The following is a 23210-nucleotide window of genomic DNA, read 5'->3' as shown; positions in this document are numbered from 1 at the left end:
CCCACCCTGTACCGAGGTCGGTGCTTACGTATTGAACCTGAAATGCATCACGTCGCCGTCGGCGACGACGTATTCCTTGCCTTCGAGGCGGAGCTTGCCGGCATCGCGCGCGCCGGCTTCGCCGCCGAGCGCCACGTAATCTTCATACGCGATCGTCTCGGCGCGAATGAAACCCTTCTCGAAATCGGTGTGGATCACGCCGGCTGCCGCCGGCGCTTTGGTGCCGCGGTGAATGGTCCAGGCGCGCGCTTCCTTCGGGCCAACGGTGAAGTAGGTGATGAGGTCGAGCAGCGTGTAGCCGGCGCGGATCAGGCGATCGAGCCCGGCTTCTTCGAGGCCCAGCGTCTCCAGGAAGTCGGCTCGCTCTTCACGTGAGATCGTCGCGATCTCGGATTCGATCTTGGCGGAGATGACGACGGCGACTGCGCCTTCCTTCGCAGCCTGCTCCTCGACCGCCTTCGAGAAGGCGTTGCCGGTCGCGGCCGAGCCTTCCTCGACGTTACAGACGTAGAGCACGGGCTTCGACGACAAGAGGCCGAGCATGGAGAACGCGCGCTCTTCCTCCGCCTTGCGCTCGACGAGCCGCGCGGGCTTGCCCTCACGCAGCAGCACCAAAGTGCGGTTGACGAGGTCGAGCTGCTCCTTGGCGTCCTTGTCGTTGCCCTTGGCCTTCTTGGTGAGATTGTCGACGCGCTTCTCGAGGCTGTCGAGGTCGGCGAGCATCAGCTCGGTCTCGATGGTCTCGATGTCGGCGAGCGGGGCGATCTTGCCTTCGACATGGGTGATGTCGGAGTCCTCGAAGCAGCGCACGACATGCGCGATGGCGTCGACCTCGCGGATGTTGGCGAGGAACTGGTTGCCGAGGCCTTCGCCCTTGGAGGCGCCGCGCACGAGGCCCGCGATGTCGACGAAGGTCAGCCGCGTCGGAATGATCTGGCCGGACTTGGCGATCGCGGCGAGCTTCTCCAGCCGCGGATCGGGCACGGCGACCTCGCCGACATTCGGCTCGATGGTGCAGAACGGATAGTTTGCGGCCTGCGCCGCGGCCGTCTCGGTCAGCGCATTGAACAAGGTCGACTTGCCGACATTGGGCAATCCGACGATCCCGCATTTGAATCCCACGAGCGTTATTCCTTGCCGTTCTCGTCCTTGGTCAAAAATCCCTTCGCCTGCATGGCCAGATGGACCCTGTTGGCGAAGGTCGCGTCCGTGCCTTTGGCGAGCAGCGCGGCGTGCTCGGCGACCGCCTCGCAGAGCGTCGCCACCCATTCGTTGTCGGCCTTGGCGAAATCCGAGAGCACGTGGCCGTGCACCAGTTCCTTGACACCGGGATGACCGATGCCGAGCCGCACCCGGCGATAGTCGTTGCCGATATGCGCCGAGATCGAGCGCAGGCCGTTGTGACCGGCGATGCCGCCGCCGATCTTCACCCGCACCTTGGCCGGCGGCAGCTCGAGCTCGTCGTGGAACACGGTGACGTCGCCCGGCGCGATCTTGAAGAAGCCCGCCGCCTCCTGAACGCTGCGGCCGGACTCGTTCATGTAGGTCGTGGGCTTGAGCAGGATCACGCGCTCAGGTCCGAGCGTGCCTTCCGAGGTCTCGCCCTGAAAGCGACGGCGCCATGGCGCAAAGCCATGACGCCGCGCGATCTCGTCGACGGCCATGAAGCCGATATTGTGCCGGTTGCGTGCGTATTTCGCGCCGGGATTGCCGAGCCCAACAAAGAGTCGCATGACGCGGCGCGCCCCTCGCTCGGCGCGCGGTCAGGGACCGCGCGCCAGCTTTGAGAGATTACTTCTTCTTGTCGCCGCCGGCGGGAGCCTTGGCAGCCGCCGCCGGAGCAGCAGCACCCGCAGCCGGAGCAGCTGCAGCCGGAGCAGCAGCACCCGCGGCCGGAGCCGCCCCACCCGCCGCAGCCGCAGCAGCAGCCTTCTGCTCTTCGGCGTAGCCGGATGGCGGCACGATGGTGACGAGGGTCGCGTCCTCGCGGGTCAGCGCCTTCACGCCGGCCGGGAGCTTGACGTCCGACAGATGCAGGGAGTGACCGATTTCGAGCGAGCCGACATCGGCCTCGATGTATTGCGGGATGCTCTCGACGCCGCATTCGAGGTCGATCGCGTGGGCAACGATGTTGACGGTGCCGCCGCGCTTCACGCCCGGAGAGGTTTCCGCCTTCACCACGTGCAGGGGAACGCTGATACGGATGGTGGCGCCTTCCCCGAGCCGCATGAAATCGACATGGATCGGGAAGTCCTTCACCGGATCGAGGTGGTAGTCGCGCGGAATGACGCGGTGCTTCTTGCCTTCGAGGTCGATGTCGACCAGCGTGGTCAGGAACCGGCCGGCGAGGATGCGCTGGCGCAGCTCACGATCTTCGATCGAGATGGTCAGCGGGGGCTGGTTGTTGCCATAGATCACTCCGGGCACTCGCCCGGCGCGACGCTCAGCCCGGGCGGCCCCCTTGCCGCTCTTCGGACGTGCGGTCGCCTTCAATTCCTTGACGGTCGTCGCCATGTCGTTAAGTCCTTGTTTTTGCAAAAGTTAATGGGCCGCAAGGCGGCCCATGGCATAGCTCGCAGCAAGCCTCCAGGGGTGCGGGGGCCGCGAACGTGGCGGGCTTTTACCCGGAAGATGCGGAAATGACAAGGAAATGCGGGGACTTTTTGCGGGGACCTGTGAGGCCCGTACCCCGTCTTTCCGGGGCGATGCGGAGCACCGAACCCGGAACCTCGAGATTCCCAGGTGCGCAATTGCGCACCGGGGTTCGCGACTTCGCCGCGCGCCGGAAATGACGCAGAGAGGCGTCACCCGCCCAGCTTGGCCTCCAGCGCGGCAATCCGCGCCTTCAGGGACTCGTTCTCCTCACGCGCCAGGCGCGCCATGTCCTTGACCGCCTCGAATTCCTCGCGCTTGACGAGATCCATGTCGCGCAGGAATTTTTCGGCCTGGCTGCGCATCACCGTGTCGAACTCGCGCTTGACGCCCTGGGCCGCACCGGCGGCGTCGTTCATCAGGCGACCGATCTCGTCGAAAAACCGGTTGCTGGTCTGGGTCATGTCGGTCTCCTCGCGGCCTTGCGATAAACTTTGCGCGAACATTCGAAAAAGACAATGGCAATCCGCAGGGAACGGTTCAAGGGCCGATCAGCGGTATCCTTGTCATGCCCCCGTTTCCTTGCAATCGTATTCAACCTCCCTGCATAAGAAGAATCACGCGGCGTCTGCTGGCGCTCGATCGCCGCAACCTCGTCTAGGCACAGAAGGCGTGATGCCCTTCCTTCTCATCGACTTTCCCTCGTTCAGCCCAATCGCGCTCCAGATCGGGCCGTTTGCGATCCGCTGGTACGCGCTTGGCTATATCTGCGGGATCACGATCGGCTGGCTCTATGCCCGCGCACTGATCAAGAACGACAGGCTGTGGGCCGGCTCATCGCCGATCAGCCTGGTGCAGATCGACGATTTCATCTTGTGGGTGACGCTCGGCATCATCGTCGGTGGCCGCAGCGGTTATGTCCTGTTCTACAATCTGCCCTTCTTCATCGAGCACCCGGCCGCCATCTTCAAATTGTGGGAAGGCGGCATGTCCTTCCACGGCGGCTTCCTCGGTTGCGTCGTCGCAGTGATGTGGTTCGCCCGGAAGAACGGCATCTCGATCCTGTCGCTCGGCGACATCACCTGCGGCGTTGCGCCGATCGGGATTTTCCTGGTGCGGCTGACGAACTTCATCAACGGCGAATTGTGGGGCCGCGCTGCCGATCCCAGCCTGCCCTGGGCCATGATCTTTCCGACCGGCGGCGACGTGCCGCGCCATCCGAGCCAGCTCTACGAGGCGGGCATGGAGGGGCTGCTGCTGTTCGCCGTGCTCGCCGTGATGATCCGCCGCGGCGCGTTGAAGCGGCCGGGGCTCATCCTCGGCAGCTTCATCCTGATCTACGGCTTGACCCGGATCATCGGCGAGCACTTCCGCGAGCCGGACGCCCAGCTCGGCTACCTCTGGGGCGGATTAACCATGGGCATGCTGTTGTCGATCCCGATGCTTATCGTCGGCCTCATACTTATTGTATTGGCAGTGCGGCGCGGTGCGCCGAAGCCGATCGAGGCCGTTCATTAATTCATTTCGAGAAAGCACGCCGTGACCGACCAGCCGCTCCTCAACGAGATCAAGGCGCTGATCAAATCCTCAGGGCCCATGCCGGTCTGGCGGTACATGGAACTGTGCCTGATGCATCCGCGCTACGGCTATTACGTCTCGCGCGATCCGCTCGGGCGCGAGGGCGATTTCACCACCGCGCCCGAGGTCAGCCAGATGTTCGGCGAGCTCCTGGGCCTGTGGACCGCCTCGGTGTGGAAGCAGATGGGCTCGCCGCAATTCCTGCGGCTGATCGAGCTCGGGCCCGGCCGCGGCACCATGATGGCCGATGCGCTGCGCGCATTGCGCGTGCTGCCGCCGCTCTACCAGGCGCTTCACATCCACTTGGTCGAGGTCAATCCCGTCTTGCGCGAACGGCAGAGCGCGACGCTGGCCAACGTGCGCAACATCGCCTGGCACGACAGCATCGACGAGGTGCCGGAGGGACCTAGCATCATCCTCGCCAACGAATATTTCGACGTGCTGCCGATCCATCAGATGATCCGCCACGAAAACGGCTGGCACGAGCGCGTCATCGAGATCGATCCCAACGGAAGGCTTCAGTTCGGCGCGGCGCCCGAGCCGACGCCACGCTTCGACGTGCTGCTGCCGCCCTTGGTGCGCGCCGCGCCCATAGGGGCCGTATTCGAATGGCGGCCCGACGGCGAAATCATGAAGCTCGCCACGCGCGTGCGCGACCAGGACGGCGCGGCGCTGATCATCGACTACGGCCATCTGCGCAGCGATGCCGGCGACACCTTCCAGGCCATCGCGCGCCACACCTTCGCCGATCCCTTGAAGGCGCCGGGCCAGGCCGACGTCACCGCGCATGTCGACTTCCAGGCGCTGGTGCGCGCGGCCGAGGATGTCGGCGCCCGCGTGCACGGCCCGGTGACGCAAGGCGATTTCCTGAAGCGGATCGGCATCGACACCCGCGCCGCCGCCCTGATGCAGAAGGCGGCGCCGGAGGTGGCTACCGACATTTCGGTGGCACTCAAGCGCCTGACTGATACCGGGCGTGGCGGCATGGGCTCGATGTTCAAGGTGCTCGGCATCTCCGAGCCGCGGCTATCGGGCCTTGCCGGCCTCAGCGATCTCGAACACGCAGGAGAGGCCTCATGACGATTGCTTCCTCGCTGCTGTCAGCCGTGCCCGGCCTGCGCCATGCCTTCTTCACCCGCGAGGGCGGCGTCTCCGGTGGCATTTATTGTGCGCTGAACGGCGGGCTCGGCTCCAACGACGATCAGGCGCTGGTCGCCGAGAACCGCCGCCGCATGGCCGAACATGTCGGCGTCGCGCCCGAACGCTTCCTCAGCCTGCACCAGATCCATTCGCCCGACGTGCTCGTGGCTGACGCGCCGTGGCCGAACGGGCCGCGGCCGAGGGGCGATGCGCTGGTGACGAAGACGCCCGGCATCGCGCTCGGCGTCTCCACCGCCGATTGCGGGCCGGTGCTGTTCGTCGATCCCAATGCACGCGTGATCGGCGGCGCCCATGCCGGCTGGAAGGGCGCGCTGTCAGGCGTGCTGGAAGCAACGATCTCGGCGATGGAGCAACTCGGCGCCACGCGCGGCGGTATCATTGCCGCGATTGGCCCCTTGATCCGGCAGGACAGCTACGAGGTCGGCAACGAGTTCGTCGCGCGCTTCATCGAGGCGGACGCGGACAACGCGGTGTTCTTCATCCCGTCGGTGCGCGAGGGCCACGCGATGTTCGATCTCGCCGGCTTCATCCGCAAGCGGCTGGAAGCCGCCGGCATCCTGATGATCGACGATCTCGGGCTCGACACCTACGCCGACGAACGTTTCTTCAGCTACCGCCGCTCGGTGCATCGCAAGGAGCCGGATTACGGCCGCCACGTTCACGCGATCGCGCTCGAGGGCTGAGGGCCCGTGCTCCCGGACGCGGCGCAGCACGCAAGTGATGCGGCCGCTGAGCCGGGGCCCATGTCTCTGCAATCTCGATTCTCTGCAATCTCGATTCTCTGCAATCTCGATCTCGGCGCCAATCTCGTGTCCCGGCTCAGCGCAGCGGCACTACGCGCCGCAGCGCGTCCGGGACACGAGAAGCTTCCATGTGACGCAAACCAGGGTGGCAATACCCCATTTCCTTCGGCCCCCTTTTGTGTCGCCTCCGCCCTAGACGTTAATGCGTTTTAACGATATCGCTGCCCTCCAATGAGGGAAGCGTCATCTTTTCTGCGCCGCGCGGGTTCGCGCGTGCTGGCGGTCATGCTGCTGGCGTCTGCGACCGCACTTGGCGGCTGCGCCGGTGGCGGCGGCAGTGCCGCCAACTCCTATGCAATGGCGCCGAGCACCGGCTCGGGTGCGACGGTGGCGTTCGAATCGATCGACGGGCCGCCGCCGCAAGTGTTCGACCGCATGGTCGGCGTGCTCGACAGCGAATCCAAGCTACGCAGCCTGTCCGTCGTCTCCCGCGAGGGCACGGCCGCCTACCGCGTGCGCAGCTACCTCTCCGCCCAGGTCGTCCGCGGCAGGACCGTGATCGCCTGGGTCTGGGACGTCTATGACGCCAATCAGCAACGGGCACTGCGCCTGTCCGGCGAGGAACCGACCTCGGCCAAGGGTGGTCGCGACGCGACACGTGATGCTTGGGCGGCCGCCGACGACCTGGTACTGCGGAAGATCGCCCAGGCCGGATTCAGCGGACTTTCCAACATGATCAACGGAACGCCGGATGCACCGGGCGCGGCTCCCGGCCTCCGGGGGCCGGCGGTCGCGAGCGTGATCCAGCAGCCGCCAGCGTCGGACATGCCGGCCTCGGCCCTCGGCTATGCCGATGACCCCCGCTAAACCACGGGCTCAAGTCACGGCCAAGCCGTTGGCCCGACTCGGGATTTTCGCAGGGAAAACTGTAGCATCCCGGGTTGCCATTCGAGCCCCCGGCCTGATATTTCCTCGCCCGTCGTAACCGTGCTGCCTGTGGGTATTTTCTGATGTTGAACGTCGTATCCAGCAAAGCGCGGGAGGAAACGTCCATGTCGGCCAAAAACGGCTCCATCAAGCTCGTCGCCGGCAACTCCAACCCGGCTCTCGCCCAGGCGATCGCGCAAGGCCTGGACATGCCGCTGACCAAGGCGGTGGTGCGGCGCTTCGCCGACATGGAGATCTTTGTCGAGGTTCAGGAGAACATCCGCGGCTCGGACGCCTTCATCATCCAGTCGACGTCGTTCCCGGCGAACGACAATCTGATGGAGCTGCTGATCATCACCGACGCGCTGCGCCGCTCCTCGGCGCGCCGCATCACCGCGGTGATCCCTTATTTCGGCTATGCCAGGCAGGACCGCCGTTCCGGCTCGCGCACGCCGATCTCGGCCAAGCTCGTGGCCAATCTGATCACCCATGCCGGTGTCGACCGCGTCATGACGCTCGACCTGCATGCCGGCCAGATCCAGGGCTTCTTCGATATCCCGACCGACAATTTGTTCGCCGCCCCCCTGATGGTGCGCGACATCCGCGAACGTTTCGACCTCGGCAAGGTGATGGTGGTCTCGCCCGACGTCGGCGGCGTGGCCCGCGCCCGTGGCCTTGCCAAGCGCATCAACACCCCGCTCGCGATCGTCGACAAGCGCCGCGAGCGTCCGGGCGAATCCGAAGTCATGAACGTGATCGGCGATGTCTCCGGCTACAGCTGCATCCTGGTCGACGACATCGTCGATTCCGGCGGCACGCTGGTGAACGCGGCCGACGCGCTGATCGCGAAGGGTGCCAAGGACGTCTACGCCTACATCACCCATGGCGTTCTCTCCGGCGGCGCGGCCGCGCGCATCTCCGGCTCGAAGCTGAAGGAGCTGGTGATCACCGATTCGATCCTGCCGACCGAGGCGGTGACCAAGGCGCCGAACATCCGCACCCTGCCGATCGCCAGCCTGATCTCGGATGCGATCGCGCGCACCGCTGCGGAAGAGTCGGTGTCGAGCCTGTTCGACTGATTTTTCGCCCCCTCCCGCTTGCCGAGAGAGGCGAGATTACCCCGCCACCCAGGTTAGCCTGCTCACCAGATTGCCTGCGCCTTCCGCGCCCGCCCCACAGCTCTCCAGCGGCTCGGTGGCGCTGTTCCGCGACGACAATTGGAGCAGCCAGCGCTTCGACCTCAGCACCGGCGATTTCGTGCCGAACCAGCGTCAGCGGCTCCAATCATTCACGTTCGACCAGGCCACCTTCGTCGCGTTCAACCTGCCGGTCGGCACTGTGATGTCGTTGATGGATAACGTGACGTCGGTCCCTGCCGGCAAGACTGTGGCGGACCTCAGCGGCTGCGGCCGCTGCGTCGATCTGGTCGGCACCGGCAAGACCGAGGCTGTCGACCTGCGCGCCGTCAACATGAACGATTGCGTCTCGTCGTTCTTCTGGCCGGAGGTCGACCTCAATCTCGGCGCCATCGAGCTGTTCGACGACGCCGGCAGCTTCGCCAGCAGCACCACGGTGAACATCGATTCAACACCGCTGAGCAATACCAAGGCGGCGTGATCCCATGACAAGTCGGTCGGCCTCCATGGCCGACCGATTTGCTTGTATCTGCACCCTGGTCATTCCAGGGCGCGGCAACAGAGCCCCCGGACTCTCGAGAGTCCGGGTCTCGCTGCAAGAACGCTGACGGCTCTTCGACTTATCCCACGATCCCCGCCGCGACCTGGCCGCGCAGGCGCTCCAGGCCGTGCAACGTCTCGGCGCAGGCTGCCGCGACCTCGACGCCCTTGATCGCAAAATGCTTGCGGAAGAAGTCGTAGTGCACCTCGGTCTCGTGGAATTGCTGCGGCGTCAGCACCGCCGAGAACACCGGCACCTCGGTGCGGAGCTGCACATCCATCAGCGCCTTGATCACGGTGTCCGCGACGAATTCGTGGCGATAGATGCCGCCGTCGACGACGAGACCGGCGGCGACGATCGCGGTGTAGCGCCGCGTCTTGGCGAGGACCTGGGCGTGCAGCGGAATCTCGAACGAGCCCGGCACCTCGAACACGTCGACATGTGTGAGGTGCCGCGCCTCCGCCTCCTTCAGGAAGGCGATGCGGGCCTCCGCGACCACATCGCGGTGCCAGCAGGCCTGCACGAAGGCCACCCGCTGCGGCTTTGCGAAGCGCGGATGCTCCGGCACCGGGTCCTGCGGAACCGGCGGTCGAGTGGGCTGGGACGTTTCGGTTTGGGGATCTTGCAACATCTGATTCATGGCTTTCCTCGGTTTAAGGACCAGAATCAGGGCACACGGAACGACAAACAGCCGCATCTTGCGATGCGTCTGCCACCGACCGTTCTCTTTCATCCGGACTTTGACCGTCGGCTTCGGAGTTGCACCGAATCTGCTGACCCTTCCCTTCGGGATGACCCTCACGGAAGGCGCTCGCGGGCTTGGGCCTTTCGGCCCTTACCGCCGGTGGGGACTTTCACCCCGCCCTGAGAACATCGGCCGCCCGGGATTGAGCGACCTGGCTGGAACTATGCCGCCGGTCGGGGGCAGCAAGCAAGCGTGTTCCGCAGCCCAAAACCGCATGGTCCCATGCTGCAGGGGCGGTGCGCCCCCTCGCACAGCGGAATTAGCGACTGGGGGTTTTCGGGAATCCGATTCCGATTTGTTCTCATTCGTTAACAATTGTGGCCGAGATCAGCTGTGGACGAACGAGTCCTGGCTTGTGGACGGACTCGGGACCCAGTTGCGCAGATTCCGCAAATCACATCAGTTGATCCGCGACAGGCCGCGCCGATCGGAAGGAGATTGCGAAAGCGACTCCCGAGATCGACGACGTTAGGGGAGCGCGCGCCGGACCCAACCGCGTGCGTATCAAAGACAACAAGAAGGCAAGAGGTCGAGACGGCATGTCCCTGCTCGAAGGCACTACCGATTCCAGAAGCCATCCGCTCGCGGTGGTCGAGGATATCGCTGCCAGCAACAACTGGCCGTTCGAACGCTCTGGCGAAGACGAACTCACGATTGTCTCGAAGGGACAATGGACCGATTACCAGCTCTCCTTCACCTGGATGGCCGAGATCGAGGCGCTGCATCTGGCGTGTGCCTTCGACATGAAAATTCCGCTGCCGCGGCGAAGCGAGGTGCAGCGGCTCGTCGCCGCCGTGAACGAGCAGCTGTGGGTCGGCCATTTCGATTTGTGGACCAACACCGGCTTGATCATGCACCGCCAGGCTCTGGTGCTGCCGGGCGGCCTCACCGCCTCGACCGCGCAATGCGAGGCCATGCTCGCCGGCGCCATTCACGCCTGCGAGCGCTACTTCCCGGCGTTCCAGTTCGTGGTGTGGGCCGGCAAGACCACCGCGGAGGCCATGGACGCGGCGATGTTCGACACGGTGGGCGAGGCGTAGGGGTCTTGAGGGAGCCGCCGCCCCCTCCCCGCGTCGTCCCGGACAAGCGCGCCTAAAGCGCGCGCAGATCCGGAGTCCATACCGCGTGATGTCCCTTGTGGCACGCGGCTTGTTGCCAACACCTCCATCCACTAGAACCAGTCGTGGTTATGGGTCCCGGCCCCCCGCGCGCAATTGCGCGCTAGGCCGGGACGACACCGAGCTTGTGGTGATCACCGATGGCAAACAACACCCTCCAAAACATCACCGGCACCATCCTGCTCGCCGGCGCCGGCAAGATGGGCGGCGCGATGCTGACGGGATGGCTCGCGGGCGGACTCGATCCGCGCCGCGTTGCGGTGATCGATCCGCACGTTGCGCCCGAGATCTCCGCGCTGGCCGCCAAGGGCGTCGTGCTCAATCCTGACGCGGCGACCGCGGGCGCGATCGACACGCTGGTCGTCGCGGTGAAGCCGCAGATGTTCCGCGAGGCCGGCGCCAAGCTGAAGCCGTTCGTCTCGGACAAGACCTCGGTGGTCTCGATCATGGCGGGCACCACGATCGCCTCGCTTGAAGAGGTCTGCGGCGGCGCCGTGGTGCGCGCGATGCCGAACACGCCGGCCGCGATCGGCCGCGGCATCACCGTTGCCGTCGCGGCGAAGAACGTCAGCCCCGCGCAGCGCGCGGTGGCTGATGCGCTGCTGCGCGCCACCGGCTCGGTGGAATGGGTCGAGGATGAAGGATTGATGGACGCGGTGACGGCCGTCTCCGGCTCGGGACCGGCCTATGTCTTCCTGCTCGCCGAGGAGCTGGCGCGGGCCGGCGTCGAAGCGGGCTTGCCCGAGGCGCTGGCGACGAAGCTCGCCCGCGAAACCGTCACCGGCTCCGGCGAGCTGCTGCACCGCTCAGAGCTGCCCGCCAGCACGCTGCGCCAGAACGTCACCTCGCCCGGCGGCACCACGGCCGCGGCGCTCGGCGTGCTGATGGGCGAACCGGGGTTGCGCGATCTGATGATCCGCGCCATCGCGGCGGCGACGAAGCGGTCGAAGGAATTGGCGAAATAGAAAAGTGCCGTAAGACGGGCAAAGCGAAAGCGTGCCCACCATTTCGATCGAGATTCGGGAAAGATGATGGGCACGGCGCTCCGCGCCTTTTGCCCGCCCTACGATTTCGAGCCTGCGGCTAGCCGCTTGTTGAACAGCTCGACATTCACGAGCCCGCGGGCGTGGCGGCCCTCGCCAAGCTTGCGCGTGCCCTCGAAGGCCTCGACATCGAAGCGGATGACGCGGCGCTCGACGGCGACCACCTTTGCGGTGGTCCGCACCGTCGCGCCGACGAGCGCAGCGGCAAGATGGCGGATGTCGACCTCGGTGCCGACGGTGACCCAGCCCGGCTGAAGCGCTGAGCGGATCGCATCGCCGGATGTCATCTCCATCTCCAGGATCATCATCGGCGTCGCGTAAACGAAAGGCATGCCGGGCACGAAGTGCCCGACGGTGCGCTCCACTGGCACCACCAGCGTGCGCTCGGCGCTCATGCCAACCTTGATGAAGTCGCGTGCGTCCATGGTGCCTCAAACAAGGTGTCGTCCCGGACAAGCGCGCCTTGAGCGCGCGCCGATCCGGGATCCATAACCACAGAACCTCGTGATTGCAGGGACTCGGAGTTACCGCTTCACCCCACAACCGTTCCCTGGGGCTTGCGTCCCGGATCCGCGCTGACGCTTGTCCGGGACGACCAGCGGAAAATGCCGCGCCAGCCGAAACTACTTCTTTGCGGCCGCCGCGCGCTCCACGAACGTCTTGCCGCCCTTCATCTTGTGGCGGAGCGGGGCTTCGTTGATCTGGATGACGACGGCATCGGCGTCGACGCCGAGATTCTTCACCAGCGCCTGGGTGATGTCGCGCATCATGCCGGCCTTCTGTTCGTCCGTGCGGCCTTCGGCCATGCTGATGGTGATCTCAGGCATTTTTTTCTCCCTTGCGGCCGAACACCGGCCATTGACGGTCGCCATCAAACAAGACGCGGATGCCCGGGACAAGCCCGCGCATGACGCTGCCTGCGAATAGCTAGCCCCAGCTCACGTCATGGCGCGCCAGGATCTCGCGCACCTTGGCGACGATATCCGCCTCGCTGCACGAGAACTGCGCCGGCCTGCTCTCGCGCCATTCCTGATTGGAGGCGATCGCGGCCGCCGCCTTGGCGCCCTCGACCAGATCCTTGATCTGCACCTCGCCACGCGCCTTCTCGTCCGAGCCCTGGATGATGACGCAAGGTGAGTTGCGGCGGTCGCCATATTTGAGCTGGTTGCCCATGTTCTTGGGATTGCCGAGATAGAGCTCGGCGCGGATGCCGGCGGTGCGCAAGCTTGCCACCATCTTCTGGTAGTCGGCGACACGGTCGCGGTCGAACACGGTGACGACGACGGGACCGAACTCGGGCCGCGTGTCGAGCTTGCCGAGCAGCGTCAGCGCCGCCTGCAGCCGCGACACGCCGATCGAGAAACCGGTCGCCGGCACCGGCTCGCCGCGGAAGCGCGAGACGAGGCCGTCATAGCGGCCACCGCCGCCGACCGAGCCGAAGCGTACCGGGCGGCCCTTCTCGTCCTTGGTGTCGAGCAGCAGTTCGACCTCGTAGACGGGACCGGTGTAATATTCGAGACCGCGCACGACGGAGGGATCGATCTTGATGCGATCTGCCCCGTAACCCGACGCCGTCACCAGCTTGGCGATCTCTTCCAGCTCGCTGACACCGGCCTGACCGACTTCGCTCTTGGCGAGATAAGCCTCTGCCGCCGCGATGGCGTCTTTCCAATCTTCGCGCGTCTTGGTGATGGCGAGAACAACGTCAGCCTCCGCCGCGCTCAAATTGGCGCCTTTCGTGAAGTCGCCCTTGCCTTCTTCGCCGCCATCCCATCGTCCAGGACCAAGCAGCTTGCGCACTTCGTCGGCGGAAAACTTGTCCAGCTTGTCGATCGCTCGCAGCACGGTCAGTCGGCGTGCCGCATTTTCCTCACCCGCCAGACCGATGGCTTCCAGAACGCCATCGAGCACCTTGCGATTGTTCACCTTCACCACATACTGGCCACGCGCAATGCCGAGCGCTTCCATCGTGTCCGCCGCCATCATGCAGATCTCGGCATCCGCCGCCGGCGTCGCCGAGCCGACGGTGTCGGCATCGAACTGCATGAACTGGCGGAAGCGGCCGGGGCCGGGCTTCTCGTTGCGGAACACGTAGCCGGCCCGATAGCTGCGATAGGGCTTTGGCAGTGTGTCGAAATTCTCGGCGACATAGCGGGCGAGCGGCGCGGTCAGATCGTAGCGCAGGCTGATCCACTGCTCGTCGTCGTCCTGGAACGAGAACACGCCCTCGTTCGGACGATCCTGATCGGGCAGGAATTTTCCGAGCGCGTCGGTGTACTCCATCGCCGGCGTCTCCACCGGCTCGAAACCGTAGAGCTCGTAGACGGCGCGGATCTTCTCGACCATCTCGCGCGTCGCCCGGATCGCGGCGGGATCGCGATCCTCGAGCCCGCGCGGCAGGCGCGCCTTCAGTTTCTGGGGTTTTTTGGGTTTCTCGGCCATGCGCGGCGTTTACCAGCCGACGCGGGAGGCGGCAACCGTCCTACGGCTGCTCGTGCCAGATGCCAGCCGGCGCTCCCCAGCGCGCCGCCTCTTGGCGGCGTGGTGCGCTGCTGATCCGGGGTCCATTGACGCTGGGATGGATCCCGGCTCTGCGGCGCACCGCTGAAGAAGTGCTGCGCCGCGTCGGGGACACGAGAATCCTAGAAGACTTTCCGTATCCAGTTGTGCGGATCGTTGGTGCGGCCGTACTGGATGTCGACGAGCTGCTTGCGCAGACCCATGGCGACGGGGCCGGCGGCGCCGCCCGAGATCTCGAAATCGCCGCTCACCGAGCGCACCTTGCCGATCGGCGAGATGACGGCGGCAGTGCCGCAGGCAAACGCTTCCTTCAGCTTGCCTGAGGCCGCATCCTTGCGCCACTGCTCGAGCGAATACGGCTCCTCGCGCACGGTCTTGCCGGCATCGCGTGCCAGCGTGATGATGGAGTCGCGGGTGATGCCGGGCAGGATGGTGCCGAGCGGCGGCGTCGAGAGCGAGCCGTCGTCGAACACGAAGAAGATGTTCATCCCGCCGAGCTCCTCGATATAGCGGCGCTCGACCGCATCGAGAAACACCACCTGATCGCAGCCGTGCTGGATCGCTTCCGCCTGGGCGCGCAGGCTCGCGGCATAATTGCCACCGCACTTGACCGCGCCGGTGCCGCCGATCGCGGCGCGCGTGTAGTTCTCGGAGACCCAGATCGAGACCGGCGCAGGCCCGCCCTTGAAATAGGAGCCGACGGGCGACGCGATCACCGCAAAAATATACTCCGACGACGGCTTGACGCCGAGGAAGGTCTCGCTCGCGATCATGAAGGGGCGCAAATACAGGCTGCCCTCGCCGCCCGGCATCCAGGCGCGGTCGATGCGCACGACCTGCTCGACCGCCTCGATGAAGACATCCTCAGGCAACTGAGCCATTGCCATGCGGTCCGCCGAGTCCTTGAAGCGGCGCGCATTGGCGTCGGGGCGGAACAGGTTCACCCCGCCATCGTCGCGCTTGTAGGCCTTGAGGCCTTCAAAAATTTCCTGGGCGTAGTGCAGGACCGCGCCGGCCGGATCGAGCTGGAAGTTGGCGCGCGCCTCGATCCGCGCTTCGTACCAGCCGCTCTTGGCCTGATTGTAGCGGACGATCGCCATGTGATCGGTGAAAACCCGCCCGAAGCCGGGGTCCACCAGCTTGGCGATACGGTCCTTTTCGGACGTCGGATTGGATGCGGGCTGGATGTCGAATTTCATGCTCATGTCCTTGCCTCCCGCTGCCGGTTGCGGCGCTGTTCTGGCGCCCGCCTGCCCGTTTCGGGCCCGGCTGGCTTGATTGGGTTCTTGGCCGGACCGCCGCCAGCCTTGTTACGGCCGGTTTCCGTGGCCAGCATGTCGCCGAGGACATGCTTTTGCGGAAGGCGGAAGTCCAGTATGTTTTGCCGAAATGCCGCTCGACAATCGCACGGTAGATCTGATCCGGCCGTCGTCGCCTGTCCGGCCCTTTTCGCCGTCCCTGCTTCGACACCGCCCGACGCGAAAACGATCTAAAATTTCGTCCGGGTCGATCGTTTTGTAACATTGAACCCAAGATACGTCAATATGCCTGACATAAATTTCGCAGCCTCTTCTCCTGACGTCGCCGAATCTCGGCCCGCCGCGTCTGATGGAGGCAATTTGCGCTGGGATATCATCGAGCTCTTGTTCTTCGCCTATCGCGACTTCGTCGGCGATCCCGACCAGGAGCTGGAGGCGTTCGGCTTCGGCCGCGCCCACCACCGCGTCATGCATTTCGTCTATCGCTATCCCGGCCTCAAGGTCGCCGACCTCCTCGACGTCCTGCGCATCACAAAGCAGTCGCTCGGCCGGGTGCTCAAGCAGCTCCTGGACGAGGGCTACATCGTGCAGAAGACCGGTGACAATGATCGCCGCCAGCGTCTGCTTTACGCGACACCGAAGGGCGAGGCGCTGGTGCAGAAGCTCGCCGGGCTCCAGACCACGCGGATCACCAGGGCGCTCGCGGAGTTGGCTCCGCAGGACGCCGAGATCGTGAAGCGCTTCCTACGCGCGATGATCGACCGCGACGATCCGGACAAGGTGCTCGAGACGATCTTCGCTTCCGTCAACCACGACGCCAAGGAGTGACCGTGCTCGCTGCCACGCTCGCCCGCCCGCCGGTGCAACCCGCCGACGATGCCCCGCATCTGCTGCTGGTCGATGACGATCGCCGCATCCGCGATCTGCTCTCGCGCTTTCTCGCCAGTGAGGGCTACCGCGTCACCACCGCGGCGAGCGCCGGCGATGCCCGCTCGAAACTGCTGGGCCTGCATTTCGATCTCCTGATCCTCGACGTCATGATGCCCGGCGAGACCGGCTTCGACGTTGCCCGCTTCATCCGGACCTCGTCCTCGGTGCCGATCGTGATGCTGACGGCGCGGCACGAGGCCGAAGCCCGTATCGAGGGCCTCCAGATCGGCGCCGACGATTACGTGGCAAAGCCTTTCGAGCCGCGCGAGCTTGCGCTGCGCATCAACAACATCCTCAAGCGCGCCGCGCCGCCGCCGCAGGCCACGACCGTCGAGAAGATCGCGTTCGGTCCCTACGTCTACCATCTCGATCGCGGCGAGTTGCGCCAGGGCGAGGAGGTCATCCACCTCACCGATCGCGAGCGCGAGATGCTGCGGATTCTCGCGGAGACGCCGGGCGAGACCGTGCCGCGCAGCGCACTGACCGGCAATGGCAGCGTCAACGAGCGCGCCGTCGACGTGCAGATCAACCGCCTCAGGCGCAAGATCGAGACCGATCCCGCCAATCCGCTGTTTTTGCAGGCGGTGCGCGGCATCGGCTACCGCCTGGTTGCCTCGCCATAAATCAGTGAAGCGCGCTAGATGAGCACGATCGATACCGGCCTGACGCTTCTGAAGAGCGCCGCCGGCCGCGTTTCGGCGGCCAATGGCTGGATGGGCAATGCGTTCAAGGGCTGGATGCCGACCGGCCTCTATGCCCGCGCGCTCCTCATCATGATCGTGCCGATGGTGGTGCTGCAATCGGTCGTCGCCTTCGTGTTCATGGAGCGGCACTGGAACACGGTGACGCGCAGATTGTCCGCTGCCGTGGTGCAGGACATCGCCGCGCTGATCGACGTCTACAAGGGCTATCCGCAAGACAAGGACCGCGACCAGATCCGCCGCATCGCGCAACAGCGTCTCGGCCTCGTCGTCGACTTCCTGCCCGCCGGCGACATGCCGCCGCCAGGGCCGAAGCCGTTCTTCTCGCTGCTCGATCAGACGCTGTCGGTGCAGCTCGGCCGCCAGATCGGACGCTCGTTCTGGATCGACACGGTCGGCCGCTCCAACCTGGTCGAAATCCGCATCCAGCTCGACGACGCCGTGATGCGCGTGTTCGCGCAGCGCAGCGCCGCCTATGCCTCGAATTCGGAGATTTTCCTGTTCTGGATGGTCGGCACGTCCTCGATCCTCCTGATCGTCGCTGTGCTGTTCCTGCGCAACCAGATCAAGCCGATCCTGCGCCTTGCCGATGCCGCCGAAAGTTTTGGCAAGGGCCGCGAGGCGCCAAATTTCAGGCCGCGTGGTGCACGCGAGGTGCGGCGCGCGGCGGTCGCCTTCCTCGAGATGAAGTCGCGCATCGAGCGCACGATGGAGCAGCGCACCGCGATGCTCGCCGGCGTCAGCCACGATCTGCGCACCATCCTGACCCGCTTCAAGCTCGAGCTGGCGCTGATCGGCGACAGCCCCGAGCTCGAGGGCATGCGCAAGGATGTCGACGAGATGTCGATGATGCTCGAGGATTACCTCGCGTTTGCCCGCGGCGATTCCGGCGAGCAGTCGCAGCCGACCGACATGGCGCAAGCGCTCGAGGAGTTGCGCAGCGATGCCGAGCGCCATGGCCACACTGCAACCGTGGCCTTCCACGGGTTGCCGGTGGTGACGGTGAAGGCCGCCTCGTTCAAGCGCTGCCTCGCCAACCTCGTCACCAACGCGGCGCGCTACGGCAAGGCGATCGCCATCACAGGCCAGCGCGATCACCGTTATCTCACCGTCACGATCGACGACGACGGCCCAGGCATTCCCGCTCACTTGCGCGAAGAGGTGTTCAAGCCGTTCCTCCGGCTGGACAACGCCCGCAACCAGGACGAAGGCGGCACCGGCCTCGGCCTCGCCATCGCCCGCGACATCGCCCGCTCGCATGGCGGCGACATCACGCTGGGTGACAGCCCGATGGGCGGATTGAGGGCGAGCGTGAGGATTCCGGTGTAGCTCGGGCTACGGTCTCACGACCATCTCACCCTACTTCGGCAGCAGCGCCTTCAGCTTGTCCATGTCGCGCACGTTCATCTTGAAACCGCCTGGCATCACGATGTCGCCGGGCTTTTGCTCCGGCTTGCAGGCTCCCAGCCACTTGGCTTGCAGCGTCGTGGTGTTGTCGCGCCCCGCCGCGCCGGCGACGCCGCCTTGCGCATGCGAGGTCGTCTTCACCGTGTAGGCCGAGTTGAAATCGCCAGTGATCTCGGCATGCGAGGTCGTGCTGACGCCGGCGACGCTGCACTCGGAATCGCTGACATAGCCGGTCGCGGTCTTCCTGATCTCCTGCTTGGCGCAGATCTGCTTGGCCATCGGGGAGACGTTGTTGCTCATCTCCTTGTCGACGGTCTCGTCGGTGCAGTGCTGCATGGTCATCTCGGGCACGGGCGAGCCTGATGTGACCAGCTTCATCTCCCAAAGACCGGCCTTGCGCACCGGCAGGTCATCGGCACTGGCGCTACCTGCCGACAACGCGAGGCAAAGCGTCGAGCCGAGCAAAGCGAGTTTGCGCGTCATGTGGGAAGCTCCCGGCCAACAGATTGCGGCGTTTCGACAACGCCTCAGTAGAGCGTGCGGATCGGCCGATCGGCGGCGCCATAGGGCACCCAGCGGCAGGAGAACGAGATGTAACCGCCCTCATAGGCCTGCACGCCGAGGAATTTCGCGACCTTGCCGTAGCGTGCGCAGTGATCGACCGCGACCTGCCGCGCGTCGACCTGGGTCGCCATCGAATAGGCGATGATGCCGCCGGTGTCGTTGCCCTTGAACGGAGGCACCGGAAGGATATCGGCGCGCGCCGACTGGCTCGCCATCAACCCCAAGGCAAGAAGGCCCGCGGCCGCAATGATTCGCATTCCTGTCACTCCAATTTGTTAGCGGCAGTTTACGGTGCCGGGATGGAAGTGAAAAGAACCGAAGGCCAGTTGGCCGCGACGTCTTGGTCAACTCCTGGCGAAGTGTTGCCGCGCTGCACTTGACCTCCCCCGGCCTTCGCGGCACCGTCCGACCTTCGCAAGACCTCAGCTGTCTGGATTGATCATGCGCGCCCCCTCCTCGAAATCGCTCCGCTTCGCCGCCGTGCTCGGCCTCATGTTCGGGGCACTGTCGCTCGGCGAAGCCAAGGCCGCCAACGGACTTGAGCTGAATTTCTGGCTGAGCGGCCCGCGCTACGACGGCGCCGTTGCCGATTGCGACAAGGCGCTGCCGACGATCGCCACCCAGTTCTGGGAGAAAGAAAGCTCGTTCTGGAATTCCTCCTTGAAGATCACCGGCTTCTCGGCCGTTCGCGAGGTCGCGTTCCGCCCCTGGCAGTCCGATAACATTCCGCGCCGCTATTGCACCGCTGACGCCATGCTCAACGACGGCAAGGTGCGCAGGGTGCATTTCTCGCTCATCGAGGACGGCGGCTTTGCCGGCTACGGCAACGGCGTCGAGTGGTGCGTGGTCGGGCTCGATCGCAATTGGGCCTACAACCCGGCCTGCCGCGCCGCCAAACCCTGATCCGAAGAGCGCCTGATTCGGGCTGATCGGCCGGCGCACGAGAGCGGCTCCAAATTTTGTTCTTGAAATGTTCCAACCGCCTGCTAGGCTGCGTGCACAGTCTAGTTGAGGGCGTCGCCATGTTTCATTCCAGATTGCGTTCGTTGTCCCGTCTGATGATCTCGCTGACCCTTGCTGCCGGGTTGGCAACTCTCGCCGGCGGTGCGAAGGCCCAGGACAAGCGGCAGAACGCGCCCGGCGAATTCGACTTCTATGTGCTTTCGCTGTCATGGTCGCCATCGTTCTGCGAGGAAGCGGCAGAACGCGGCGGCCGGTCACAGATGCAATGCGGCGGACGGCCCTACGCTTTCGTGGTGCATGGGCTGTGGCCGCAATATGAGAACGGCTTTCCGGAATACTGCCAGCGGCCGGCGCCGCGGCTGAATCGCAGCATCGTCTCCTCGATGCTCGACCTGATGCCGGCGCCGGGCCTGATCTTCAACGAATGGGACAAACACGGCACCTGCTCCGGGCTCGAAGGCCGCAGCTATTTCGAGACGATCCGCAAGGCGCGCGCCGCGATCAAGATTCCGCCCGAATATCTCGATCTGTCGCAGGCCAAGACCGTGGCGCCGGCGGAGGTCGAGGAAGCCTTCATCAAGGCCAATCCCGGTCTCAGCAATGCCGCCATCTCGGTCACCTGCAACCGGACCCGGCTCTCCGAGGTCCGCATCTGCCTCAGCAAGGACCTGCAATTCCGCGCCTGCGACGAGATCGAGCGCCGCGCCTGCCGCCGCGACCAGGTGACGATGCCGCCGATCAGGGGCGGGTAGCCCCGCTCTTGTGGCCGGGATTCAGCGCACTACGCCGCGAACCGCGGCGTAGTGCGCTGCTGATCTGAGGCCCAATACGAGAAAGAGCTGGGTCCCGGCTCAGCGGCGCAGCGTTACGCGCTGCACCGCGTCCGGGACATGTGATCGTGCCTCTTTGCTGAAGCGATCACGTAGCGTAGTGCTGTTTCATGAACTACCGCCACGCCTTCCACGCCGGCAGCTTCGCCGATGTCATCAAGCACATCGTGCTGGCGCGCATCCTCACTTACTTGCAGGACAAGCCCGCGGCGTTCCGCGTCATCGACACCCATGCCGGCGCCGGGCTCTACGATCTCGACAGCGACGAGGCGCGCCGCGGCGGCGAATGGCTGACCGGCATTGCGCGGCTGCTGCAGGCGCGCCTGTCGAACGAGACCGCGGCGCTGATCAAGCCCTATCTCGACATCGTCCGCGCCTTCAATCCGAAGGGCGAGCTTAGGGCTTATCCAGGCTCGCCGCTGATTGCGCGCGGCCTGCTCAGACCGCAAGACCGCCTCGTCGCCTGCGAGCTCGAGCCGAAGGCGCGGAAAGCGCTGATCGACGTGCTGCGCCGCGACGAGCAGGCCCGCGTGGTCGATCTCGACGGCTGGGTGGCGCTGCCGGCCTTCGTGCCGCCGAAGGAGCGGCGCGGCCTCGTGCTGATCGACCCGCCGTTCGAAGCCAAGGACGAGTTCGAGCGGCTGGGCGAGGCCTTCGCGGCGGCCTTCGCAAAATGGCCGACCGGTATCTATGTTATTTGGTATCCGGCCAAGAATCGGCGGGCCACCGACACGCTGGCCCAAACGGTCGCGCGGCTCGCAGCTGCAGCAAAGCCGCCGGGGAAATGCCTGCGCCTCGAATTCAGCGTCGCGCCGCAAGCCGACGGCGCCGCCCTCACCTCCACCGGGCTCCTGATCGTCAATCCGCCCTATACGCTGCACGGCGAGCTCAAGACCATCCTGCCCGAGCTGGAAATGCCGCTCGGCCAGGGCGGGGCTGCCAGATTCCGATTGGAGGTGCCGAGACTGTAACACTCCGGCATTCTTGGGAAAAATATGCAGGACCCGTAGTCAATCTGCAAAGAACCGTATTATGCTGTTTCTGTGACTGGCTTTACGTTCCGCTTCCGCGAATGGTTGCGGCGGAGTGAAGGCCCTAAGAAAGATCCCGCCGGACCGATGAGGTCCGTCCAAGGATGGCCAGCTCCCGGGCTCCGTGAGGCCCGGTCATGTCGTGACGTGAGTCTGCGTCGCGGCGGAGGAGCAATGAGGGGGAGTTTCCCGATGGCCATGACGGGAACGGTCAAGTTCTTCAACGGCGAGCGCGGCTACGGCTTCATCAAGCCCGATGACGGCGGTCGCGATGTCTTCGTTCACATCACCGCTGTGGAGCGGGCGGGACTGAAAGACCTTGCCGAAGGACAGCGTATTACTTTCGAAGTCGAACCGGACAAGAAGGGGAAGGGACCGAAAGCGGTCAATTTGGTGATCCTCTCCTAAAGCGCAATGAGATTTGGATGAATCGTCATCGCGCTTTAGCTTGTTGTTTACGCATGATCTTTCCGGAAAACCGCTTCGCACTTTTCCGGATCATGCTTTAGCGAGCCCTGAGTAAAAAAATCCCGGCCGCGAGCGGCCGGGAGGCTGGTCCGGTATTTTCTTCTTTGGATGTCAGAAGTGATAGTTCACGCCTGCGCGGACAACGCTGGCGCTATAGCCGTTTGACACGCCCGTAATGGCGAACTGGCTCGTCGACAGATCGATGTAGAGATATTCGAGCTTGGCGCTCCAGTTCGGCGCGAGGCCGACTTCCGCGCCAGCACCGATGGTCCAGCCCGCGGTGGTGTGCGACTCCGTCCAGCCAAAGGTCTGCCCACGCAGCTCGCCGAAAACGAGACCGGCGGTGCCGTAGAACAGCACATTGCTGAACGCATAGCCGGCGCGGCCGCGCAGGGTGCCGAACCACGGATTGGAGAATTTCCACGGCGCAAAGGTATCGTCGGCACCGCTCGCCTGGATGTCGCCTTCGACACCGAACACCCACGGGCCGTTCTGGAAATTGTAGCCGGCTTGGACACCGCCGACGAAGCCCGACGGCTTCGTCGGGTTGTTGTCGACCGAGCCCCACTCATAGCCGATGTTGCCCCCGAGATAGGGACCTGCCCAGCTATAGGCATTGAGCGGCTGATTGACGGTATAGGGCGCACGCTGCCCGTAATTGAGATCGGCGGCCTCTGCCGAAGCTGTCCAGCCGGCGGCAACCAACGCGGCTGCGCCCACAACGAACCTCTTCATCACTCACTCCAACGCAACTGTCGCAACCCCTCGCGATGTCCGCGCCGCCGCGCCGACACCGTCGCATGGTTACGGAACCAAGAACTTTTCGCGCAGGATTTATCGAGAGTTTTAAGTTAAAGGGCTGTTAAGTCGGGTTACCGCCCGCTTAACAGACTTAAGGAAGCGTTACCGGGAACTGGCCGCCATCCTGTGCGTGCAGCAAGGCCGGAACTTCA

Annotated in this window: 27 protein-coding genes and 1 riboswitch; of the genes, 15 read left to right on the top strand and 12 right to left on the bottom strand. The window is 64.9% G+C overall.

What is annotated here, in order from left to right; all coding sequences use genetic code 11:
* Nucleotides 1-24 precede the first annotated feature (24 nt).
* The 4 genes from ychF to P6U27_RS05570 form a co-directional block, all read right to left on the bottom strand.
* Nucleotides 25-1122 carry a redox-regulated ATPase YchF gene (gene ychF, locus P6U27_RS05585; protein WP_027575780.1) on the bottom strand — a complete coding sequence of 366 codons (1098 nt, stop codon included), beginning with the start codon at nucleotides 1120-1122 and terminating at the stop codon, nucleotides 25-27.
* A gap of 5 nt (nucleotides 1123-1127) precedes the next feature.
* Nucleotides 1128-1733 carry an aminoacyl-tRNA hydrolase gene (pth, locus tag P6U27_RS05580; RefSeq protein ID WP_129142556.1) on the bottom strand — a complete coding sequence of 202 codons (606 nt, stop codon included), beginning with the start codon at nucleotides 1731-1733 and terminating at the stop codon, nucleotides 1128-1130.
* Nucleotides 1734-1791: 58 nt separating this feature from the next.
* On the bottom strand, nucleotides 1792-2514 hold the full coding sequence (locus tag P6U27_RS05575) for a 50S ribosomal protein L25/general stress protein Ctc (protein WP_122401011.1): 723 nt from the start codon (nucleotides 2512-2514) through the stop codon (nucleotides 1792-1794).
* Between the two features lie 290 nt (nucleotides 2515-2804).
* Complete coding sequence (locus tag P6U27_RS05570; RefSeq protein WP_122406390.1) at nucleotides 2805-3056, bottom strand: accessory factor UbiK family protein; 252 nt, start codon at nucleotides 3054-3056, stop codon at nucleotides 2805-2807.
* Between the two features lie 211 nt (nucleotides 3057-3267).
* Between P6U27_RS05570 and lgt the strand changes: the two genes are divergently transcribed.
* The 6 genes from lgt to P6U27_RS05540 all read left to right on the top strand — a co-directional run bounded on the left by lgt (nucleotide 3268) and on the right by P6U27_RS05540 (nucleotide 8618).
* Entirely contained in the window at nucleotides 3268-4110 is an 843-nt protein-coding gene (gene lgt, locus P6U27_RS05565) for a prolipoprotein diacylglyceryl transferase (RefSeq protein ID WP_162500125.1), read from the top strand.
* 21 nt (nucleotides 4111-4131) lie between these two features.
* A complete protein-coding gene (locus P6U27_RS05560) occupies nucleotides 4132-5250 on the top strand; it encodes a class I SAM-dependent methyltransferase (protein WP_129142557.1) in 1119 nt (372 codons plus the stop codon).
* Complete coding sequence (pgeF, locus tag P6U27_RS05555) at nucleotides 5247-6014, top strand: peptidoglycan editing factor PgeF (protein WP_122401008.1); 768 nt, start codon at nucleotides 5247-5249, stop codon at nucleotides 6012-6014. Before P6U27_RS05560 ends, pgeF begins: the two co-directional genes overlap by 4 nt.
* 291 nt (nucleotides 6015-6305) lie before the next feature.
* On the top strand, nucleotides 6306-6941 hold the full coding sequence (locus tag P6U27_RS05550) for a hypothetical protein (RefSeq protein WP_129142558.1): 636 nt from the start codon (nucleotides 6306-6308) through the stop codon (nucleotides 6939-6941).
* Nucleotides 6942-7126: 185 nt separating this feature from the next.
* Nucleotides 7127-8080, top strand: a complete 954-nt coding sequence (locus tag P6U27_RS05545; protein ID WP_162500124.1) for a ribose-phosphate pyrophosphokinase — start codon at nucleotides 7127-7129, stop codon at nucleotides 8078-8080.
* A gap of 70 nt (nucleotides 8081-8150) precedes the next feature.
* A complete protein-coding gene (locus tag P6U27_RS05540; RefSeq protein ID WP_209295932.1) occupies nucleotides 8151-8618 on the top strand; it encodes a hypothetical protein in 468 nt (155 codons plus the stop codon).
* Between the two features lie 139 nt (nucleotides 8619-8757).
* On the opposite strand, the gene P6U27_RS05535 is transcribed toward P6U27_RS05540, so the two are convergent.
* Nucleotides 8758-9318, bottom strand: coding sequence for a 6,7-dimethyl-8-ribityllumazine synthase (locus P6U27_RS05535; RefSeq protein ID WP_122406389.1), 561 nt, complete (start codon nucleotides 9316-9318; stop codon nucleotides 8758-8760).
* A 77-nt stretch (nucleotides 9319-9395) separates the two neighbouring features.
* Nucleotides 9396-9554: riboswitch (FMN riboswitch) on the bottom strand.
* A 408-nt stretch (nucleotides 9555-9962) separates the two neighbouring features.
* On the opposite strand from P6U27_RS05535, the gene P6U27_RS05530 reads away from it, so the two are divergent.
* Both P6U27_RS05530 and proC read left to right on the top strand, forming a co-directional pair.
* Nucleotides 9963-10463, top strand: coding sequence for a YbjN domain-containing protein (locus P6U27_RS05530; protein ID WP_129142560.1), 501 nt, complete (start codon nucleotides 9963-9965; stop codon nucleotides 10461-10463).
* A 218-nt stretch (nucleotides 10464-10681) separates the two neighbouring features.
* On the top strand, nucleotides 10682-11506 hold the full coding sequence (gene proC, locus P6U27_RS05525) for a pyrroline-5-carboxylate reductase (RefSeq protein ID WP_129142561.1): 825 nt from the start codon (nucleotides 10682-10684) through the stop codon (nucleotides 11504-11506).
* A gap of 98 nt (nucleotides 11507-11604) precedes the next feature.
* Here proC and P6U27_RS05520 read toward each other — a convergent pair whose 3' ends face one another.
* From P6U27_RS05520 to P6U27_RS05505, 4 genes are all read right to left on the bottom strand, one after another.
* A complete protein-coding gene (locus tag P6U27_RS05520) occupies nucleotides 11605-12009 on the bottom strand; it encodes a thioesterase family protein (RefSeq protein WP_129142562.1) in 405 nt (134 codons plus the stop codon).
* A 198-nt stretch (nucleotides 12010-12207) separates the two neighbouring features.
* A complete protein-coding gene (locus tag P6U27_RS05515; protein ID WP_122401001.1) occupies nucleotides 12208-12456 on the bottom strand; it encodes a tautomerase family protein in 249 nt (82 codons plus the stop codon).
* Between the two features lie 55 nt (nucleotides 12457-12511).
* Nucleotides 12512-14026: a histidine--tRNA ligase gene (gene hisS, locus P6U27_RS05510; RefSeq protein WP_129142563.1), complete on the bottom strand. Its 1515-nt coding sequence runs from the start codon at nucleotides 14024-14026 to the stop codon at nucleotides 12512-12514.
* 200 nt (nucleotides 14027-14226) lie between these two features.
* On the bottom strand, nucleotides 14227-15309 hold the full coding sequence (locus P6U27_RS05505) for a branched-chain amino acid aminotransferase (RefSeq protein ID WP_129142564.1): 1083 nt from the start codon (nucleotides 15307-15309) through the stop codon (nucleotides 14227-14229).
* Between the two features lie 339 nt (nucleotides 15310-15648).
* Here P6U27_RS05505 and P6U27_RS05500 point away from each other — a divergent pair, with 339 nt between their 5' ends.
* The 3 genes from P6U27_RS05500 to P6U27_RS05490 are packed head-to-tail and all read left to right on the top strand — an operon-like array spanning nucleotide 15649 to nucleotide 18323.
* Nucleotides 15649-16191: a MarR family winged helix-turn-helix transcriptional regulator gene (locus P6U27_RS05500; RefSeq protein WP_129142565.1), complete on the top strand. Its 543-nt coding sequence runs from the start codon at nucleotides 15649-15651 to the stop codon at nucleotides 16189-16191.
* A complete protein-coding gene (locus tag P6U27_RS05495; RefSeq protein WP_407193727.1) occupies nucleotides 16188-16916 on the top strand; it encodes a response regulator in 729 nt (242 codons plus the stop codon). The genes P6U27_RS05500 and P6U27_RS05495 overlap by 4 nt, the downstream gene beginning before the upstream one ends.
* An 18-nt stretch (nucleotides 16917-16934) precedes the next feature.
* Nucleotides 16935-18323, top strand: coding sequence for an ATP-binding protein (locus P6U27_RS05490; protein WP_129142566.1), 1389 nt, complete (start codon nucleotides 16935-16937; stop codon nucleotides 18321-18323).
* A 30-nt stretch (nucleotides 18324-18353) separates the two neighbouring features.
* Here the strand turns inward: P6U27_RS05490 and P6U27_RS05485 are convergent, their stop codons facing one another.
* Nucleotides 18354-18884 (bottom strand): DUF3617 family protein, encoded by a 531-nt coding sequence (locus tag P6U27_RS05485; RefSeq protein ID WP_129142567.1) that lies wholly within the window; start codon nucleotides 18882-18884, stop codon nucleotides 18354-18356.
* 44 nt (nucleotides 18885-18928) lie between these two features.
* A complete protein-coding gene (locus P6U27_RS05480) occupies nucleotides 18929-19222 on the bottom strand; it encodes a hypothetical protein (RefSeq protein WP_122400994.1) in 294 nt (97 codons plus the stop codon).
* 184 nt (nucleotides 19223-19406) lie between these two features.
* On the opposite strand from P6U27_RS05480, the gene P6U27_RS05475 reads away from it, so the two are divergent.
* The 4 genes from P6U27_RS05475 (at nucleotide 19407) to P6U27_RS05460 (ending at nucleotide 22197) form a co-directional block, all read left to right on the top strand.
* A complete protein-coding gene (locus P6U27_RS05475) occupies nucleotides 19407-19868 on the top strand; it encodes a hypothetical protein (protein ID WP_162500122.1) in 462 nt (153 codons plus the stop codon).
* Nucleotides 19869-19987: 119 nt separating this feature from the next.
* Nucleotides 19988-20680 (top strand): ribonuclease T2 family protein, encoded by a 693-nt coding sequence (locus tag P6U27_RS05470; protein WP_129142568.1) that lies wholly within the window; start codon nucleotides 19988-19990, stop codon nucleotides 20678-20680.
* A gap of 188 nt (nucleotides 20681-20868) precedes the next feature.
* A complete protein-coding gene (locus P6U27_RS05465; RefSeq protein WP_129142569.1) occupies nucleotides 20869-21729 on the top strand; it encodes a 23S rRNA (adenine(2030)-N(6))-methyltransferase RlmJ in 861 nt (286 codons plus the stop codon).
* 252 nt (nucleotides 21730-21981) lie between these two features.
* Entirely contained in the window at nucleotides 21982-22197 is a 216-nt protein-coding gene (locus P6U27_RS05460) for a cold-shock protein (RefSeq protein ID WP_008544396.1), read from the top strand.
* Between the two features lie 171 nt (nucleotides 22198-22368).
* Here P6U27_RS05460 and P6U27_RS05455 read toward each other — a convergent pair whose 3' ends face one another.
* Entirely contained in the window at nucleotides 22369-22992 is a 624-nt protein-coding gene (locus P6U27_RS05455) for an outer membrane protein (RefSeq protein ID WP_164936754.1), read from the bottom strand.
* Between the last annotated feature and the right edge of the window lie 218 nt (nucleotides 22993-23210).

The sequence above is a fragment of the Bradyrhizobium sp. STM 3566 genome (genome assembly GCF_045571445.1).
In the GTDB taxonomy this organism is placed as follows: domain Bacteria; phylum Pseudomonadota; class Alphaproteobacteria; order Rhizobiales; family Xanthobacteraceae; genus Bradyrhizobium; species Bradyrhizobium vignae.
Note: the sequence above shows the minus strand (reverse complement) of the source record. Positions and strands in the feature narration are given on the sequence as shown.

What these genes read in the sequence shown, in the direction of transcription:
- pth (WP_129142556.1), bottom strand. Translation starts at nt 1,733, where the DNA reads ATGCGACTCTTTGTTGGGCTCGGCAATCCCGGCGCGAAATACGCACGC.
- P6U27_RS05575 (WP_122401011.1), bottom strand. Translation starts at nt 2,514, where the DNA reads ATGGCGACGACCGTCAAGGAATTGAAGGCGACCGCACGTCCGAAGAGC.
- P6U27_RS05570 (WP_122406390.1), bottom strand. Translation starts at nt 3,056, where the DNA reads ATGACCCAGACCAGCAACCGGTTTTTCGACGAGATCGGTCGCCTGATG.
- lgt (WP_162500125.1), top strand. Translation starts at nt 3,268, where the DNA reads ATGCCCTTCCTTCTCATCGACTTTCCCTCGTTCAGCCCAATCGCGCTC.
- pgeF (WP_122401008.1), top strand. Translation starts at nt 5,247, where the DNA reads ATGACGATTGCTTCCTCGCTGCTGTCAGCCGTGCCCGGCCTGCGCCAT.
- P6U27_RS05550 (WP_129142558.1), top strand. Translation starts at nt 6,306, where the DNA reads ATGAGGGAAGCGTCATCTTTTCTGCGCCGCGCGGGTTCGCGCGTGCTG.
- P6U27_RS05545 (WP_162500124.1), top strand. Translation starts at nt 7,127, where the DNA reads ATGTCGGCCAAAAACGGCTCCATCAAGCTCGTCGCCGGCAACTCCAAC.
- P6U27_RS05535 (WP_122406389.1), bottom strand. Translation starts at nt 9,318, where the DNA reads ATGAATCAGATGTTGCAAGATCCCCAAACCGAAACGTCCCAGCCCACT.
- P6U27_RS05530 (WP_129142560.1), top strand. Translation starts at nt 9,963, where the DNA reads ATGTCCCTGCTCGAAGGCACTACCGATTCCAGAAGCCATCCGCTCGCG.
- proC (WP_129142561.1), top strand. Translation starts at nt 10,682, where the DNA reads ATGGCAAACAACACCCTCCAAAACATCACCGGCACCATCCTGCTCGCC.
- P6U27_RS05520 (WP_129142562.1), bottom strand. Translation starts at nt 12,009, where the DNA reads ATGGACGCACGCGACTTCATCAAGGTTGGCATGAGCGCCGAGCGCACG.
- P6U27_RS05515 (WP_122401001.1), bottom strand. Translation starts at nt 12,456, where the DNA reads ATGGCGACCGTCAATGGCCGGTGTTCGGCCGCAAGGGAGAAAAAAATG.
- hisS (WP_129142563.1), bottom strand. Translation starts at nt 14,026, where the DNA reads ATGGCCGAGAAACCCAAAAAACCCCAGAAACTGAAGGCGCGCCTGCCG.
- P6U27_RS05505 (WP_129142564.1), bottom strand. Translation starts at nt 15,309, where the DNA reads ATGAGCATGAAATTCGACATCCAGCCCGCATCCAATCCGACGTCCGAA.
- P6U27_RS05500 (WP_129142565.1), top strand. Translation starts at nt 15,649, where the DNA reads ATGCCTGACATAAATTTCGCAGCCTCTTCTCCTGACGTCGCCGAATCT.
- P6U27_RS05490 (WP_129142566.1), top strand. Translation starts at nt 16,935, where the DNA reads ATGAGCACGATCGATACCGGCCTGACGCTTCTGAAGAGCGCCGCCGGC.
- P6U27_RS05485 (WP_129142567.1), bottom strand. Translation starts at nt 18,884, where the DNA reads ATGACGCGCAAACTCGCTTTGCTCGGCTCGACGCTTTGCCTCGCGTTG.
- P6U27_RS05480 (WP_122400994.1), bottom strand. Translation starts at nt 19,222, where the DNA reads ATGCGAATCATTGCGGCCGCGGGCCTTCTTGCCTTGGGGTTGATGGCG.
- P6U27_RS05475 (WP_162500122.1), top strand. Translation starts at nt 19,407, where the DNA reads ATGCGCGCCCCCTCCTCGAAATCGCTCCGCTTCGCCGCCGTGCTCGGC.
- P6U27_RS05470 (WP_129142568.1), top strand. Translation starts at nt 19,988, where the DNA reads ATGTTTCATTCCAGATTGCGTTCGTTGTCCCGTCTGATGATCTCGCTG.
- P6U27_RS05465 (WP_129142569.1), top strand. Translation starts at nt 20,869, where the DNA reads ATGAACTACCGCCACGCCTTCCACGCCGGCAGCTTCGCCGATGTCATC.
- P6U27_RS05460 (WP_008544396.1), top strand. Translation starts at nt 21,982, where the DNA reads ATGGCCATGACGGGAACGGTCAAGTTCTTCAACGGCGAGCGCGGCTAC.
- P6U27_RS05455 (WP_164936754.1), bottom strand. Translation starts at nt 22,992, where the DNA reads ATGAAGAGGTTCGTTGTGGGCGCAGCCGCGTTGGTTGCCGCCGGCTGG.